Origin of the sequence: Phaeobacter sp. SYSU ZJ3003 (assembly GCF_041300735.1) — a bacterium.
Classification (GTDB): Bacteria; Pseudomonadota; Alphaproteobacteria; order Rhodobacterales; family Rhodobacteraceae; genus Phycobacter; species Phycobacter gallaeciensis_A.
Window position 1 is genome coordinate 1 of record NZ_PXNU01000057.1, and the last position, 14,231, is coordinate 14,231.

Here is a 14,231-nt window from a genome sequence, read left to right on the forward strand (position 1 = left end):
GTCGAAGATCAACAGACAGCAATTCGTAGCTTACGTCAGTGTCCGAAATTCAGGGGGTAGCTCAAACACAACCGCTCCCGCTTCATCCAACCCGGCCAGGCGACAAACGGTCTTGCCCAAATCAATGCCCAGAACCTTGATGTCCATCAGATCCTCCTCTCTCCACCTTTGTCCGCCACTCTAGCAGCGGGTTGGTGGGAAGGCTGTTCATCCCATTAGCTCACATTGACTGTCTGCGTTCGCTGGCCAATCAGTAGATCCCTAAGCGGGAAGATCATCCCCAACCCTTGCTGCTCGAGCGTCTTCACTTCGACAAGGCGCATGGTCGGTGTCTGCTCGCGGCTTCCGCGGTCGCTTCAGCATCCGCCATGTCGTTCTTTTGGTTCTTGACATAAGGCTTGACGAACTTCGGCGCGATCAGCCGCACGTCATGACCGAAGTCAGTCAGTGTCCGCGCCCAGTAGCAGGCAGTCGCCCATTTCTCCATCGCCAACGTGCATCTTTGATGCGTCTGCATGAAGGCGAAAAGCTGCCTGCGCGACGGCTTCTTGCGAAACACCACTTCGCCCTCGCTTGTTGCCCCGTGAAGCTGAAAGACGTGCTTGGCAAGGTCCACGCCGATGATCGAGACTTCCCTCATAGCCAGTTCCTCCTGATCCTGTCTGGATCACTCTGGCACATTAGTGCCGTCACGAGGGGCTACCCAACCCATCATCAATGCCAACCGGACCACTTAAGTGGGCAGGCCAGGACACCAGAATGGAACGGCAGCCCATTAATTTGCTGGAGTTGGGAAGCGAGCTTCGATCCGAAGCCCAGGTTGATTGTCCGAGACGTCAAGCTCGGCATGATGAAGCTCCGCGATCGCCTTGCAAAGGCTCAATCCTAGACCGTTGCCCCCTGTCGTCCGGCTTTTCTCACCGCGGAAAAAACGCCTGAATACTTTTTCCCGGTCATCTATCGCAATCCCCGGCCCGGTGTCCGAGACACATAACACGGAGAATCCATCCATGGTCGAGGCCTCAAGCGTGACCGACGTGCTTGCCGGCGTGTGCCGCAGCGCGTTTTCGACAAGATTGGAAGTAAGCTGCATCAGAAGGTCGGGGTCGCCCCAAACGATGACAGGATGATCCGGCATCCTAAGGTAAAGTTGCTGGTCCGCATCCTCTGCCGAAGGTTCAAAAACCTCGTGCACGTTTGCCACAAGATCACGCAGATCGGTACGCTGAAATCTCTCGCGCCGATCTCCTGCTTCTACCTGAGCGATGCGCAAAAGCGCGTTGAAGGTGCCGATGATGTCCTCGGTTTGAGCCAGCGCAGCATCAGCTTCCTCCGGGTCTATGATCGGCTGATCGGCCATCTTCTCCAGGCGTTGGCGCAAGCGCTGCAGCGGTGTGCGAAGATCATGCGCGATGTCATTGGATATCTGGACCTGACTTTCCATCAGGTCTGCTAACTGTTCGAGTGTGCTGTTGATACTGACGGAGACCCGATCCAGATCGTCATTCGATGCGCCATCCGTCGGAATACGGGCGGTGAGTTTTCCTCCCGCGACTTCTTTCATGGTTCCTGAAATCGCGTCGATTCGTTGTTCCGTGAGGCGGCCAACCCAAACACCTGCGAATGACCCGATACCCATGATGAGGATGAACCCGGACAAAAGGCTGATTCCCAAAGCTTCAAGAACTTCGGCAATGACATGATTTCCGGTGCCTTGAACCAGGGTGTACGGGCCAAATTGTTCTTCGGTCACCCAGTATCCGGAAATCTCGTCGTCATGTTCCCCGTCGATAAGAACCCTTGCTGCAGAAATGTATCCACGAAGCTCAGGACCGTCGATCTGTTTGACATTGCCCGCCAAAACAGCGCCATCAGGCCCGACCAACTGGAATATCCGAGCATTTTCGAAGTTCACACGTGCCATGACGTCGACACTCTTGGCGAGGTCATCAATGCCATTTTCGTCATAGATTTCGATCAAAATTTCTTTATCCGACCGCATTTGATCGTGCAGCCAGTCACGCACCTCATAATTGGAGAACCAGTACGCGCCGACGAAAATGACTGCGGATAGAACCGAATAAAGAAATGCGAACTGCAGTGACAGCCGCAGGGATGTCCGGCCCAGCCTAAGCATGCATGCTGTACCCGGACCCGCGCACAGTGTGGATCAGTGGTCGGTCAAAGGACCTGTCGATCTTGTTCCTCAAACGGCTGATGTGCGTTTCAACGACATTGGTCTTGGGATCGAAGTGAAAATCCCACACGCCCTCCAGAAGCATTGTCCGCGTGACGACCCGTTCTGCATTGCGCATGAGATAGACAAGTAGTCGAAACTCACGAGGCTGAACCTGTATGGGAACCCCTGCCCTGACAACGGTGTGTTTGATAAGATCGACCTCGAGATCGGCAAGCTGCAATCTTGTCTCTTCAGCTTGCATCGGGGGCCTGCGCGCCAAAGCTGTAAGACGGGCGGAGAGTTCCGAAAAAGCGAAGGGCTTGACCAGATAATCGTCCGCACCTGCTTCCAGTCCATCGACCCGGTCGTTGATGCCGCCCATCGCGCTCAAGAAGATAATCGGCGTGGCAACATCCGCGCTGCGGATGGACTTTACCAGCGACAATCCGTCGAGACCCGGCAACATTCGGTCGATGACCATGACGTCGAAGTCGCTGTCAAGCGCACTGAGAAACCCTTTCTTTCCGTCTGCTGCATGCTCGAACACATGGCCAAGCTCCCGCAGGCTTGAACAGATGTAGTCTGCTGTTTCTTGGTCATCTTCCACGATAAGGACACGCATGGGACTCACTTTCGAATGTTGTCACGAGATTACTGCCTAAACTCTCGATCCACCATGGGCGCAACATTACCAAACGGTATAGGCGCGACCACCAACTGGTCAGATCGGCTGCCTTAAGCAAACGATTAAAGCTTCAAGAGGCAGATATGGTCGCGCTCTATACCAATACACCAATTCAACACCGTGATTTTGACATTCGACAACCTTTCTGGCTTTCGATTTCAGATCGCAGGTTTCTCATCGCGGCGCTTTGTACGCTGCTGGCTATTCGCATCCTGTTCATGCTGTGCCTGCCATTTACGGATACGACAGAGGCACGATACGCCGAGATCGCCCGAAAAATGATCGAGACGGGCGATTGGATCACTCCGCAGTTTGACTACGGCGTTGCGTTCTGGGGTAAACCACCGCTGCACACCTGGCTTTCTGCCCTTGGCATGCAGATATTTGGCGTCGGCGGGTTTGGGGCACGGATCTTCATCTTCGCTTCAGGGTTAACGGTTCTTGGCCTGACAGGCACGTTCATGAAGCGGCATGTCGGTGTACATCAAGCGCTCGTGGCTGCCGTCGTGCTTTTCTCGTCGATCCTGTTTTTCGGGGCCTCAGCATTTGTCATGACAGATATGGTCATGACGCTTGGCATCACGCTGAGCATGGCTGCCTTTTACAATCAAGTGACAAACCGCTCCGACGGGGGAGTTTGGGGGCATCTGTTTTTTGTCGGCCTGGCCATTGGCTTGCTTGCAAAGGGGCCTGTAGCGACCGTATTGACGGTGATGCCAATCGGTCTCTGGGTTCTGATCGGTTGGCGTTGGTCGCTTCTCCCTGCTTTGCCCTGGCTTTCGGGAACAGCGTTGCTTCTGACGCTGACCCTGCCCTGGTACATCGCCGCAGAGCTGAAGACGCCCGGCTTTCTTCGCTACTTCATCATTGGCGAACACTTGGAACGGTTTATCGTGTCGGGCTGGCAGGGAGACCTCTATGGCTCAGGACATGCGCGGGCGAAAGGTTTGATATGGCTTTACTGGTTGGGTGTACTCTTGCCATGGACTCCGTTTGCGGGCTGGCTGGTCTTGCGCACAAAGAAAGTGGCCGCGGTCGTCAAGGCAGACCCGCGCGGCTGGCACAGCTACCTTCTGCTTTGGGCGTTGGCACCTATGTTGCTATTCACACCTGCGGCCAACATTCTTGAAGCCTATACATTGCCGGGGATCCCAGCTTCAGTCCTGTTGCTGGTTTCGCTCTGGGCCTCGGTTCAAGGATCAGCGAGCCGTGCCGTTAGAATGGTTTTTGGCATCTGCATCTGCATGGTTACGGCACTATACGTCGCATTGACCGTCTTATCTCATGTTGCGCCGGACAGCCTGAACCTGAAGTCGCAAAAGGCCTTGGTCGAGCAGGCCGCGCAGATCGACCCGGAAATGCGCCTGACCTATTGGGGTGGTAGAAGTTATTCAGCAGAATTCTACACCGCAGGTCGGGCGCAGGCGCTCACTAATCTCGCCGACCTCGCTGCGCTGGCCTCCGATAGTGTTAGGGATGCTATCGCGGTTCGCCCTGATGCCCTCGAAGATGCTTCTTCGGCACTTGGACCACGCTTTTCAAACATGGGCCAATTCGGACGCAACTTCCTTCTCGTTGAAATGGCTTCCAAAGGAGTAAAGCCATGAAACTGGCCACATTTCCCGCCCATGAGATTCAAACCGCCACCGGACCTTCTAGGGCGCCAGAGCTTTCCTTTGTCATTCCCGCCTACAACGAGGAAGCCAATATCGCGGAAACGATCCGGCGCGTTGACGATGAAGCCCGGACCTTGGTGCGTTCCCACGAAATCATTATTGTGGACGATGGGAGTTCGGACAAAACTTTCGAGCGCACAAAGGAGACCGCAGGGGACGTGCCAATACATGTCCTTCGCCTGTCGCGGAATTTCGGCAAGGAACAGGCGATCATGGCCGGGCTTGAAGCCTCGACCGGCGCCGGCGTGGTGATCCTTGACGCCGATCTGCAAGAACCGCTGTGCCATCTCGCAACCATGTTGCAGCATCGGGCCGAAGGGTTCGAGGTGGTTTATGCGGTACGGGCGCACCGCGACGATGAACCTTATTTGAAGCGCCTCTTCACTCGCGTTTTCTACAAGTTATTAAATCTGGGAAGTGAAGCCGACATTCCGCCCGACGCCCGCGATTTTCGCTTGATGGATCGCCGCGTCGTCGATGCGTTGTGCAATCTGCCTGAACGCAATCGGTTCATGAAAGGTCTTTATGGTTGGGTTGGCTTCCGTTCCAAGGCCATACCGATCGAGTTGGAGCAGCGCGCAGGCGGGACATCCAAATTCGGCTTTCGGAGTCTCTTGAAGCTCGGTTTGACCGGCATGACGTCATTCACCAGTTGGCCTTTGCGGGTCTGGACTTTGATCGGCATGAGCGTTGCCGCGCTTTCTATCCTGTACGGTCTCTGGATTGCTGCGAAGACAATGATCTTCGGTATCGACGTTCCGGGTTGGTCAACACTCGCAGTCGCCGTGTTCCTGTTGGGCGGCGTGCAGCTCATCTCGATCGGGGTACTCGGTGAATACCTGGCCCGCGTCTTTACCGAGGTCAAGGGCCGCCCGGGTTTCATCATCGCGGAAACACACAATCAGATTAAGGCCCAAAGATGATGCTGAACCAGTTTCTGCGATTTGGTCTTGTCGGGGCGCTTGCAACACTGGTGCATATGTTAATCGGCGTGACGCTCATTCACTCTGGTTGGCCCGCCTTGGTGGCGAACCCCATTGCTTTTCTGATCGCGTTTGTGGTCAGTTTCATGGGTCACTACGGTTTTTCCTTCTCCGATCAGGAAAGGGAAATGGCGACGTCACTGAAGCGTTTTGCATTGGTGGCGGGTGGTGGTTTTGTCGTGAATGAAACGATACTCGCTTTGTTGGTCTGGTCGACCCCCCTACTCCACATAGCGTCGCTGATCCTATCCACAGGCGTTGCAGCAATCGTGACCTTTTTTGCCAGCCGGAATTGGGCGTTCCGACGATTGCCAAAAGAACCTGCATCACGAATGCGTCTCGGGCAATAAAGGGCTCCCTCTTGCTAGGGTCAGGATGCATTGATTTTCAACGCGCTGCGGGATTCACGGCTCGGAAAACGGAGCGGTGACATGAGCGACCTTTACTGGCTGACCGACGAGCAGATGGCCAAACTTGCCCCTTTCTTCCCTAAGTCGCACGGCAAGCCACGGGTCGATGACAGGCGGGTGTTGAGTGGGATTATCTTCATCAATCGCAATGGGTTGTGCTGGCGGGATGCGCCGCGGGAATATGCTCCGCACAAGACGCTGTACAGCCGATGGAAGCGTTGGAGCGAGAAAGACATCTTCGCGCGGATGATGGTCGGCCTGGCTGCCGAACACGGCGAGGAAAAGACCGTGATGATCGACGCGACCTATTTGAAGGCACACCGCACTGCGACCAGCATGGCCGCTACAAAGGGGGGCGTGGACGCCTGATCGGTCGGACCAAGGGCGGCATGAACACCAAACTGCACGCAATCTGCGATAGCCAAAGGCGGCCGCTCAACCTGTTCGTCACCGCCGGTCAGGTCAGATGGAGTGGTTGCCGCCCTCCCTAGACGGCATCGCAATGTGCCAAGGTCGTGGTGCTCAACGCCACGCGCAAAGGAGGACGGCGAAATGAAGAATATGATGATTGGTGTCGATCTGGCAAAGGCAGTTTTTCAAGTTCATGGTGCCCTTCGAACGGGGGAGGTCCAGTTCCGCAAGAAGCTGACGCGGAAGCAATTCCCCGCGTTCATGGCGCAGCAAGAGCCCAGCATGGTGATTTTCGAGGCGTGCGGCAGCGCACATTTTTGGGCCCGTGAGATGGAAGCTCTTGGGCACAAGGTAAAGCTGATCGCACCGCAATATGTGCGCCCTTTTGTGAAGTAATGGAGAGGTGATCATTACTTCACATAGGGCCGGACATACAGCGGCGACATCAGACGAGGCTCATGTCCATTCTGAAGATAAAAGCGCCCGATGTGATGTGCGCCGCCGCAGGCTTCCATCGCAACTACACACGGCGAAAGCCCATCCAGAAAGTCCAGCAGCCGATGCCGCTGGAGACGTTTGCGAAACACGACCGCTCCTGCTTCGTTCAGCCCGGCAAGACTGCAAACGGTCTTGCCCAGATCAATGCCCAGAATCTTGATGTCCATCAGATGCTCCTCTCTCCACCTATGCCCGCAACGATAGCAGCAGATTGGTGGGAAGGCAGTTCATCCCATTAGCTCACTACGAATGGGAAAATGGCGATCTTCTGCCCTGGTGGCTCGACGGAGAGGTTCAGGGCGTGCTTCATGAGCCGATTGGAGGTCCAGTTTAGGACCGCCCAAGCTGTCGGGCATGTGATGCAGTTTCTGTGTCCTTCAGCTGTAGAGGCGCCTCGCATAGTCGTCCATTATCGGAGGTACTTACAATTCGGCGCGTCGCAACCGAAGTGCGTTTCCGATGACCGATACGGAAGACAGGCTCATCGCAGCGGCCGCGATCATTGGCGACAGTAGAAGCCCGATGAAGGGGTACAGGATGCCAGCGGCTATGGGTACGCCTGCAGCGTTGTAGGCGAAGGCAAAAAAAAGGTTTTGCTTGATGTTGCGAAGCGTTGCGGTGGCCAGTTTGCGGGCGCGTACAATGCCGGTCAGGTCCCCTCCCAGCAGAGTGATCCCCGCGCTTTCAACAGCCACGTCGGCTCCGGTGCCCATGGCAATCCCGACATCGGCTGCGGCAAGGGCAGGGGCGTCATTCACCCCGTCGCCTGCCATCGCAATACAGGCGCCTTGCGCACGCAACTCCTCAACAAGGGATTTCTTGTCCTCGGGCAGAACGCCCGCGCGGATCTCGTCGATATTAAGTTGACGCGCGACTGCTTCGGCGGTGCCCTGGTTGTCACCTGTCGCCATAATGACCCTAAGTCCAAGCGCGTGCAGATCGCGGATCGCTGCGGCGGTCGTGTCCTTGATCGGGTCGACCACGGCGACCAAACCGGCCAGCGTTCCGTCAAGGGCGACATACATAGCCGTCTTGCCGTTCGCGCGCAGCGCATCCGCGGGAGCGTCCCCGGCAGATGTGTCGACTCCCAGAGCCGCCATCAACGCCGGGTTGCCAAGAGCGACATCGTGGCCTTCAACCCGCCCGGTGACGCCTTTGCCCGTTACCGCATCGAATTCACTGGCGTCGTGGCGTGGGGCGCCCCTGTCCCGTGCGCCCTGCACGATGGCTTCGGCCAGAGGGTGTTCGGAGCCGCGTTCCAGTGCGGCGGCATAGGCCAGCACGTCAGCCTCATTCGCGCCCGAAAGGCCTACCACGTCGGTAAGGGTGGGCTTGCCCATGGTCAGCGTGCCGGTCTTGTCGACGATGACGATATCGACGAGGGCCATGCGCTCCAGTGCCTCGGCGTCCTTGATCAGCACGCCCGCCTGCGCGCCACGCCCAGCGGCGGTTGTGATCGAGATCGGCGTAGCCAGCCCCAGCGCACAGGGACAGGCGATGATCAGCACGGAAACGGCGGCGGTGATGGCAAATGCCAGAGCCGGGTCAGGCCCGATCAAAAACCAAGCGAAGAAGGCCAGTGTCGCGATACCGACCACGGTGGGTACAAAGAGCGCCGAGACCCGGTCTGCCAGACCCTGGATCGGCGCCCGCGACCGGCGGGCGCCTGCGACCATGTCGACGATCTGAGAAAGCACCGTGTCGGCACCGACTTGCCTGGCGCGGATCGCCAGCGTGCCGTTCTTGTTGATCGTGCCGCCGGTGACACGGGCGCCTGCGGTCTTTTCGATGGGAACGGGTTCGCCGGTGATCATGCTTTCATCAACCGAGGACCTCCCCTCAACCACTTCAGCATCGACAGGAATGCTGTCGCCAGGACGGACACGCAGCATGTCGCCCGCGACCACGTTTTCCAGCGGTGCATCGTATTCCCCGCCATCGGGCAAAATACGGCGGGCGGTCTTTGGCGCAAGGTCTAGCAGGGCGCGGATCGCATCGCCGGTGCGTTCGCGCGCGCGCAGTTCCAGCACCTGCCCGACGAAAATCAGGGCGACGATGACAACCGAGGCTTCGAAATAGGTGCCGACGCCTTCGCCCGTCCGGTAGTCCTCGGGGAAGACACCCGGCAGGAAGGTGGCAAAGATCGAATAGACATAGGCCGACCCGACCCCAAGCGAGATCAGAGTCCACATGTTGGGTGACAAGTTGCGGAACGAGTCCAGACCGCGTCTGAAGAACGGCAGCGCGGCCCACAGGACGATGGGCGTGGCCAACAGGAATTCGATATAGGTCGCGACACGGTGACCCAGCCAGTCGCGGACGGGCAGGCCCACAAGCTCTCCCATCGTGAGAACGACCAGAGGCATCGCCGCCCCGGCGCTGATCCACATCCGGCGGGTGAAGTCTGTCAGTTCTTCGGACGGTTCGTCGTTGGGTAGCATCGGCTCCAGCGCCATACCGCAGATCGGACAGGCCCCCGGTTCGTCGCGAACGATCTCGGGGTGCATGGGGCAGGTCCATTGCGTGCCGGGTTGCGCCTGTAGGCCTACCTTGTCGGCATTGCCGGACGCATAGAACCACGGGTCGGCCTTGAACCTTTCCTCGCAGGAGGCCGAACAGAAATGATGGGTCTCGCCCCCAAAGGTCTGCGTTCGGGTGTTGGCCTTGACTTCGAAGTTCATACCACAGACCGGGTCCGTGGCCGAAGGAGCGCCAGCCGGGATCGGGGCGTGCTGCGAATGGGAGTGGTGGGCATGGTCAGGCATGATCGAAGTCCTTTCGCGTATCAGTCATGAACCCTCCCCCTGTGTCAGGGAAGTTGTCCGCCTCTCTACTTTTCCTCTATTTTTCAGGTGGGCGGGATAGGATGATGCTTTGGGATATTCACCGGAACGTAAAGCAGCTGTGCTGAAACGCATGCTGCCTCCGAACAACGTAGCCATTCGTCAGTTGTCGCAGGAGGAAGGGATCTCCGAGGCGACATTGCACAAGTGGCGTCGTGCTGCGCGCGGCAAAGGAGAGCTTTTGCCTGACGCTGACGTTGGCCCCGAGGGCTGGTCATCACGCGATAAGTTCGCGGCGGTGCTGGCGACGGCGGCCCTCAATGAGGCTGATCTGGCCGAATATTGCCGCAAACGCGGGCTCTACCCGGCACAGATTGCGGCATGGCGGTCCGCTTGTGAACAAGCAAACGACTGGGATCGTGCCAGCACAGCACGTCTCGGGCGGGCGACCAAGGATGAGAAGAAACGGGTCAAGGATCTGGAGCGGGAACTTGCGCGCAAGGACCGCGCACTGGCCGAAACCGCAGCGCTTCTGGTGCTGCGAAAAAAGGCGGCAGCGATCTGGGGGGACGGAGAGGACGCATGATCAGCACCCCACATCGCCAAACCGCCGTTGCGCTGATCCATGAGGCCATCACTGCTGGCGCGCGGCAGAGCAAAGCCTGTACCGAGCTGGAAATCAGCGATCGTACATTGCGGCGCTGGACAAAAGACGGCCAGATCCACGCCGATCAGCGCCCCCTTGTGCCGCGCCCGGAACCGGCCAACAAGCTGAGCCCCGAAGAACGCGCGGCCGTGCTGGAAGTGTGTAATTCAGAGAAGTTTGCCAGCCTTCCGCCAAGCCAGATCGTCCCCAAACTGGCCGATCAAGGGCGATATTTGGCCTCGGAATCCAGCTTCTACCGCATCCTGCGCGCCGATGGGCAGCAGCATCACCGGGGGCGCGCAAGACCGCCAATCCGGCGTAAACCACCCACAAGCTACAAGGCCAGTGCGCCCTGCGAGGTCTGGACGTGGGACATCACATGGATGCCTGGGCCGGTGGCAGGCATGTTCTTCTACCTCTATCTCATCGTAGACATCTTCAGCCGGAAAATCGTGGGATGGGAAGTTCATGAACGCGAGAGTTCAGACCTCGCAGCGAGGTTGATCCGGCAGGCGGTCATAGCTGAAGGCTGCATCCTGCGCCCGCTGGTACTGCACGCCGACAACGGCAGCCCCATGAAGGGCGCCACGATGAAAGTGACCATGGAAAAACTGGGCATCACCGCGTCCTACAGCCGTCCGCGCGTCAGTAACGACAACCCGTTCTCGGAGGCCCTGTTCCGAACCTGCAAATATCGCCCGAACTGGCCGGCCAAGGGCTTTGCCACAAAGGCAGACGCTCAGGCATGGGTGAAATCTTTCGCCGACTGGTACAATACCGAGCACCTGCACAGCGCGATACGCTTTGTCACACCAGAGGCGCGCCACGCGGGCCGTGATCGTGCAACGCTGGCAAACCGCGCCAGTCTCTATGCAAATGCACGCTCACAAAATCCGGAACGCTGGTCAGGTAAAACCCGCAACTGGCAACCTGCCGGACCCGTCTGGCTCAACCCAGAAACCGAAATCAGCGCCCCTGAAATCAGAGACGCTGAAATCAGAGACGCTGCATGAAATCAGCGGACAACTTGTTTGACAAACACCGCCCTCCATCAAGAGGAAGGTTAAGCGTCGTGATTGTGATGCGTTTTAGGCGGGTGCCGACGCAAGAAGATGTGCATGAAGCCAAAAACGATGATCATTCCGACACCTGCGATCACCACGATCCACGGATCGGCCTGCACCTTCATCCCGGCAAAGGCAGCCAACACGACGGCGTCCAATCCGATTGCGGTCAGCAAGACCCAGCCTTGCGCGCCCACCTCGGTCCGCAGATTGCGGAACACTCCCCAATGGATCAGCATGTCCATCACCAGATAGAAGAACGCCCCCAGCGACGCGATGCGCCCGAGATCGAAGAAAATGGTTAGCAGCGCGGCAATCACAACCGTGTAGACTAGGGTGTGGTCGCGGATGACGCCGGGCATGCCGAAATGGCTGTGCGGGATCATCCGCATCTCGGTCAGCATGGCCAGCATGCGGGACACGGCAAAGACGCTGGCGATCAGGCCGGAGGCCGTCGCCACAAGCGCCAGGCCGACGGTCAGGTAGAAGCCGGTCCGCCCCAGGGCCGGTTCCGCGGCCTCGGCCAGCGCATAGTCCCGTGCAGCAACGATCCGGTCCAGCGGCAGACTGCTGCCGACGGCAAAGGCGACCAACAGGTAGACTAGCGTACAGATGGCGATGGAAACGATGATGGCACGGCCAACGTTGCGGTGCGGGTTCGTGATTTCGGCCCCGCTGTTCGTGATGGTCGTGAACCCCTTGAAGGCAAGGATCGCCAGAGCCATCGAGGCGACAAAGCCGGTGATCCCGGTGTCTTGCTGTCCCCCGGTCGCCTCGAAGCTGACCCCGCCCGCCCAAAGCGCTGCTATGCCGAAAACGGTGATGCCCCCGACTTTCAGCGCTGCCATAAGCACCGACAGCCAGCCGACGGACCGGTTGCCCGCGACATTGACCAGCCACGCAAACACGATGACGCTCACGCCGATGGCGGGCACAAGCCATGTGTCCCGCGGCATGTCGAGCCCGCGCAGCAGGTAGGTGGCAAAGGTCCGCGCCACGAGGCTTTCGTTGATGACCATCGACAGCGCCATCAGCAGGGCGGCCCCGGCGGCGACAGTCGTTGGGCCATAGGCTTTTTGCAGGATCATCCCGATGCCGCCCGCAGAGGGGTAGGCGTTCGACATCTTGACATAGGTGTAGACGCTAAAGGCGGTGACGACGGCACCGGCGATGAAGGCGAAGGGAAAGAGCGGCCCCGCCAAAGCTGCGATCTGACCGGTCAGCGCGAGGATCCCCGCGCCGATCATCACGCCGGTACCCATGGCGATGGCATCCAGCAGGGTCAGGCTGTTCTTGCGATAGTCCGAAGTCATTCCGTATTCCTCTTGTCATCGTCCCGGTGCCGCAAGGCCAGCACCAGCAGCGGTACCGCCGTGACCAGCCCAAGGCCGAGGGCCAGCCATTCCGCGGACCCGAAATCGCCCTGGATGGCGACGCTGCCCACATGGGCCAGAACGAAACTGGCGGGCAGGATTCCGGCCATCGTCGCCAGCGCAAAGCGCCAGGCGTGCAGGCGGCTCAGACCGGCGGCATAACTCATCGCGTCGAACGATACGAAGGGCAGCAGGCGGCTGACAAAGACCGTCAGTGTCAGCGAGTTTTGCGAACCGAACAGCCCGCGATCCGCATTGTGGCCCAGTAAACGCTCGATCGAGCCGCGCCCGAGCGTCCGGGCAAGGGCAAAGGCGATGACCGCGCCGATCTCGGACCCGAGGGCGACGTAGGCTGCCCCGGCAAAGTGCCCATAGGCGGCACCTGCTGCCAGCGCGATGGGCGCGCAGGGGATCGGGTTGGCGACAACCGCGGCGGTCATCAGTGCGACAACGGCGACAGGCCCCCAAGGGCCCGCGGCATGGACCCAGGTTTTGACCTGCGCGCGGTCGATCGTCGGCATCTGCCCACCCAGCAGCCAGTACAGGGCCAGCGCGCCAAGCAGCGCCGCCGCGATCCACACAAAGGGGCGAAGCGCCGGACTGAACCGATCCACGCCGCGCCCGGTCATGTCAGGCCAAAGCCTTTGGCAGGGGTGCAAGCGCCGCAACCAGCGGCACCACGGGCAACCCGGCGGCGATCCACCCCGGCCCGGCCGCGGAGCCCAGCATCCCCTCGGAGATATCGGCATAGCCGGTATAGCCCGCCCGCAACAACGCGCCCAGCACCGACAGCGACCGCCCGCCCGTTGCGCAGATCAGCCCGACGGTGCGCTCGCCCGCGAGGGAGCGGGCCGCAAAGAGGCGGTCGGCAAAGCGGGCTTCGTGCATGCTGATTGGCCAGACCCCGGCGCCGATCCCGGTTTCCTGCCATTCCTCGCGAGAGCGAATGTCGATCACCCGCGCAGTATCGTTCAACAGCGCATCATAAGCCTGACCGGCGGACCATGCGCCCGTGCCCTGCGCCCAGGCAGACTTTGCAAACGGCGCCGCGCCCGAAGCTGCCAGCCCTGCCAGCACGAACCGCCGCGTGCGATCAGGCCGCATCGACAGCCCCCACCAGCATGTCGCGGACCTGGCTCGCGACGGCGTGCAACTGTTCGTTGTCGATTGCCGCCATCGACGCGACGGGATCGATCGCGCTGACTTCGGTGCCGCCCTCGACTTCGCGCAGGATGACGTTGCAGGGCAGCATCGCGCCGACGCGCGGTTCCAGCCCGATGGCCTCATACGCCATCTTGGGATTGCAGGCACCAAGGATGCGGTAGCCGTCCATCTCGGCGTCGATCTTTTTTTTCATCGTCGCTTTGACGTCGATTTCGGTCAGCACGCCAAACCCCGCCTCGGACAGGGCTGCGCGCACGCGCATGTCGGCGGCGTCGATCGACACGCCGCTCAGCAGGCGGTCATGGGTATAGCTCATGGCAGGTCTCCTTTCGTTGCGGCATGGCCCGATTACCGGGCCA

The 14,231-nt window shown here is 59.4% G+C and carries 13 protein-coding genes and 2 pseudogenes; 6 read left to right on the forward strand and 9 right to left on the reverse strand.

What is annotated here, in order from left to right; all coding sequences use genetic code 11:
• Window positions 1-304: 304 nt before the first annotated feature.
• From C6W91_RS17565 to C6W91_RS17575, 3 genes are all read right to left on the reverse strand, one after another.
• On the reverse strand, window positions 305-640 hold the full coding sequence (locus C6W91_RS17565) for a hypothetical protein (protein WP_274831017.1): 336 nt from the start codon (window positions 638-640) through the stop codon (window positions 305-307).
• Window positions 641-775: 135 nt separating this feature from the next.
• On the reverse strand, window positions 776-2,137 hold the full coding sequence (locus C6W91_RS17570) for a HAMP domain-containing sensor histidine kinase (protein ID WP_274831018.1): 1,362 nt from the start codon (window positions 2,135-2,137) through the stop codon (window positions 776-778).
• On the reverse strand, window positions 2,130-2,801 hold the full coding sequence (locus C6W91_RS17575) for a response regulator transcription factor (protein WP_274831019.1): 672 nt from the start codon (window positions 2,799-2,801) through the stop codon (window positions 2,130-2,132). The genes C6W91_RS17570 and C6W91_RS17575 overlap by 8 nt, the downstream gene beginning before the upstream one ends.
• 146 nt (window positions 2,802-2,947) lie before the next feature.
• On the opposite strand from C6W91_RS17575, the gene C6W91_RS17580 reads away from it, so the two are divergent.
• The 5 genes and pseudogenes from C6W91_RS17580 to C6W91_RS17600 form a co-directional block, all read left to right on the forward strand.
• Complete coding sequence (locus C6W91_RS17580; RefSeq protein ID WP_274831020.1) at window positions 2,948-4,471, forward strand: glycosyltransferase family 39 protein; 1,524 nt, start codon at window positions 2,948-2,950, stop codon at window positions 4,469-4,471.
• Entirely contained in the window at window positions 4,468-5,463 is a 996-nt protein-coding gene (locus tag C6W91_RS17585; RefSeq protein ID WP_274831021.1) for a glycosyltransferase family 2 protein, read from the forward strand. The genes C6W91_RS17580 and C6W91_RS17585 overlap by 4 nt, the downstream gene beginning before the upstream one ends.
• The gene (locus tag C6W91_RS17590; protein WP_274831022.1) at window positions 5,460-5,873 is read left to right on the forward strand and encodes a GtrA family protein; all 414 of its coding nucleotides are present in this window, start codon (window positions 5,460-5,462) and stop codon (window positions 5,871-5,873) included. The genes C6W91_RS17585 and C6W91_RS17590 overlap by 4 nt, the downstream gene beginning before the upstream one ends.
• Before the next feature lie 81 nt (window positions 5,874-5,954).
• Window positions 5,955-6,397: pseudogene (locus tag C6W91_RS17595) on the forward strand (IS5 family transposase); the annotation flags it as partial.
• Window positions 6,398-6,494: 97 nt separating this feature from the next.
• A pseudogene (locus C6W91_RS17600) lies at window positions 6,495-6,737 on the forward strand (IS110 family transposase); the annotation flags it as partial.
• Between the two features lie 17 nt (window positions 6,738-6,754).
• Here C6W91_RS17600 and C6W91_RS17605 read toward each other — a convergent pair.
• Both C6W91_RS17605 and C6W91_RS17610 read right to left on the reverse strand, forming a co-directional pair.
• Window positions 6,755-7,009 carry a hypothetical protein gene (locus C6W91_RS17605; RefSeq protein WP_274831023.1) on the reverse strand — a complete coding sequence of 85 codons (255 nt, stop codon included), beginning with the start codon at window positions 7,007-7,009 and terminating at the stop codon, window positions 6,755-6,757.
• A 255-nt stretch (window positions 7,010-7,264) separates the two neighbouring features.
• Entirely contained in the window at window positions 7,265-9,607 is a 2,343-nt protein-coding gene (locus C6W91_RS17610) for a heavy metal translocating P-type ATPase (protein ID WP_274831024.1), read from the reverse strand.
• 151 nt (window positions 9,608-9,758) lie between these two features.
• Between C6W91_RS17610 and C6W91_RS17615 the strand changes: the two genes are divergently transcribed.
• Window positions 9,759-11,284, forward strand: a protein-coding gene (locus C6W91_RS17615) for an IS3 family transposase (RefSeq protein ID WP_370571247.1) whose coding sequence is annotated in 2 segments (ribosomal slippage) — window positions 9,759-10,179 and window positions 10,179-11,284 — 1,527 coding nt in all. Because the reading frame shifts where the segments join, the coding sequence is not laid out codon by codon here.
• Between the two features lie 50 nt (window positions 11,285-11,334).
• On the opposite strand, the gene C6W91_RS17620 is transcribed toward C6W91_RS17615, so the two are convergent.
• The 4 genes from C6W91_RS17620 to C6W91_RS17635 are packed head-to-tail and all read right to left on the reverse strand — an operon-like array spanning window position 11,335 to window position 14,188.
• Window positions 11,335-12,648 (reverse strand): APC family permease, encoded by a 1,314-nt coding sequence (locus tag C6W91_RS17620; RefSeq protein ID WP_274831025.1) that lies wholly within the window; start codon window positions 12,646-12,648, stop codon window positions 11,335-11,337.
• Entirely contained in the window at window positions 12,645-13,337 is a 693-nt protein-coding gene (locus tag C6W91_RS17625; protein WP_274831026.1) for a TVP38/TMEM64 family protein, read from the reverse strand. Before C6W91_RS17625 ends, C6W91_RS17620 begins: the two co-directional genes overlap by 4 nt.
• 1 nt (window position 13,338) lies before the next feature.
• The gene (locus tag C6W91_RS17630) at window positions 13,339-13,812 is read right to left on the reverse strand and encodes a rhodanese-like domain-containing protein (RefSeq protein ID WP_274831027.1); all 474 of its coding nucleotides are present in this window, start codon (window positions 13,810-13,812) and stop codon (window positions 13,339-13,341) included.
• Entirely contained in the window at window positions 13,802-14,188 is a 387-nt protein-coding gene (locus C6W91_RS17635) for a DUF302 domain-containing protein (protein WP_274831028.1), read from the reverse strand. Before C6W91_RS17635 ends, C6W91_RS17630 begins: the two co-directional genes overlap by 11 nt.
• Window positions 14,189-14,231: the final 43 nt, after the last annotated feature.